The following is a 2589-nucleotide window of genomic DNA, read 5'->3' on the forward strand; positions in this document are numbered from 1 at the left end:
ACGGGACTGGAAAATCCACAACACCCGTCATCTGAAGAAAAGGGTATAGGCAATAGCGTTGAAGGCGCAAAGGCCGGGACATTAACCTGGGAATTAGAGTCCCTGGACGCGCCAAGAACGTTCTTTTTTACCTCTTCAAAGTTCATAGCCGTCGATGCAGGCAACCATCCCCATATTGCCTATGGAGACGACCACCTCTATTATGCATACCATGATGGCGCCTCATGGCATTATGAGACGGCTGACTCGTCATTAGATGTAGGCCTGGGTGCATCCTTAGCGCTAGACACGTCGGGTCACGCCCACATCAGCTATCAGGATTATGAAAACCGGGACCTTAAATACGCCACCAATGTATCCGGGTCATGGGTAACGACTACGGTGGATAGTTATGGATGGGTAGGCTTTACAAGCTCGATAGCAATAGACACCTCTGGCCATGCCCACATCAGCTATTTTGATGAAGCCAACTATGACCTCAAGTACGCAACCAACGCCTCCGGATTGTGGGCCACAACTACGGTAGACAGTGGATATGTACACTTTCATAATTCTATAGCGGTAGACTCCGCCGGTCACGCGCACATCAGCTATGAAGATGGGAACCTGGGCCTCGGGTATGCCACCAATGCATCCGGGACGTGGATTGCAACTACGGTGGACAGTGGATTTGATATAGGTGATTGGAGTTCCATAGCGATAGACACCTCAGGCCATGCCCACATCAGCTATGAGGATTGGACGAACGGACATCTCAAATACGCCACTAATGTGTCCGGGTCGTGGGTAACCGCTACAATAGACATAGACAGTGAAGAAGGCGTAGGCTGGTCTACCTCCCTGGCGTTAGACGCCTCCGGTAGTGTGCACATCAGCTACGGTAGCGGTGACGCCATCAAGTACGCCACCAATGTATCCGGGTCGTGGGTAATAACTACGGTGAGCAGTAATGAAGGCCTGTTCGGGTATACCTCCCTGGCGTTAGACACCACGGGACATGCCCACATTGGCTATTTTGTGTATCCCAACGGGGAACTTAAATACGCCACCAATACCTCCGGCTCGTGGATAACGACGACGGCAGATAAGTGGAAAGGGGCGGGCGGGTTTACCTCCCTGGCGCTAGACGCCTCCGGCCATACCCATATCAGCTATCAGGGTTATAGTTATACCTATTGCGACCTCATGTATACCACCAATGCATCCGGGTCGTGGGTAACGACTACGGTAGACAGCAGTGGGAATGTCGGGTATGGTTGCTCATTAGCGTTAGACGCATCGGGTCATGCCCACATCAGCTATCTTGATTATACCAATGCTAATTTCGACCTCAAGTATGCCACCAATGCATCCGGAACGTGGGTAACTACCACGGTGGACAGTGATGGAGACGTAGGCAGTGATAGCTCCCTGGCGTTAGACGCATCGGGATATGCGCACATCAGCTACCGTGATTACGGGAACGCAGCCCTCAAATACGCCACCAATGTCTCCGGGTCGTGGGTAACAACGACGGTGGACAGTAACGGAGACGTAGGCCGGTATACCTCCCTTGCATTAGACACAAAAGACAAGGCGCACATCAGCTATCTAGACGCGTATAACACGGCGCTCAAGTATGCCACCAACGCATCAGGGACGTGGGTAACGACGTTGGTAGATAACAGTGGAAATGTAGGCTATGATACCTCCCTGGCGCTGGACTCAAAGGGCAAGGCACACATCACCTATAACGATGAGTATAATAGCGACCTCCGGTACGCCACCAACAAATCAGGGCATTGGATTACGGATGCGGTAGCAACGGAAGGGGAAATAGGCTGGTATACCTCCCTGGCGTTGGACGCGTCAGACAAGGTGCACGTCAGCCATTTTGATGTTCACTACGGCGACCTCAAATACACCACCAATGCCTCCGGGCGGTGGGTAACAACTACGGTGGATAGTAACGGAGACGTAGGAGGGTTTAACTCCATAGGGGTAGACGCGTCGGGCAGGGTACACATCGGCTATTCCGATGAAACCCTCCGTGACCTCAAATACGCCACCAGTATTCATACACCAACGGTAATAACGAAGCTCGCCACAAATGTTACCAGCGCCTCGGCAAGGCTGCACGCAACGATAAACGCAAGACGCCTGCAAACACAGGCTTGGTTTGAATGGGGACTGCACCCCGGTGGCCCCTATGGCTGGGCATCTCCCAAGAAGACGTTTAGCGGAGAAACAAACCTGAAGTATAGCTATAACGCACAGGGATTAACAAAAAACATAACGTATTATTACCGCGTGGCTGCGGAAAACGAAGATGGCCTTTCGTATGGCGACGAGGTGTCGTTTGAAACAAAGTAGGGCAGGCATTGCCTGCCTTCCATGTGTGCTTTCACCGCATTCCCAAGCCCCGGCCCCGGCTTGGGAATGCGCCTGTCCCGGAAACCCCTGCTTCTTTTCTTCCCGGTAGGACAAGCGTCCCCGCTTGTCATAACAAAATTCCTTATTCAGGGGGAACAAGGAAAATTCGTAATGTCAACCGGGGACGGTTGACCTACCATAATATTGAACAAGGAATAACGAACGCCGAAGGATAAG

The 2589-nt window shown here is 52.1% G+C and carries 1 protein-coding gene; it reads left to right on the forward strand.

Annotation, left to right across the window (positions count from 1 at the left end; genetic code table 11):
• Positions 1-2352, forward strand: a 2352-nt coding sequence (locus HZA49_10445) for a hypothetical protein (GenBank protein MBI5779853.1), incomplete at its 5' end; no start/stop codon positions are given.
• Between the last annotated feature and the right edge of the window lie 237 nt (positions 2353-2589).

Source organism: Planctomycetota bacterium (assembly GCA_016235865.1).
GTDB lineage: Bacteria > Planctomycetota > MHYJ01 > JACQXL01 > JACQXL01 > JACRIK01.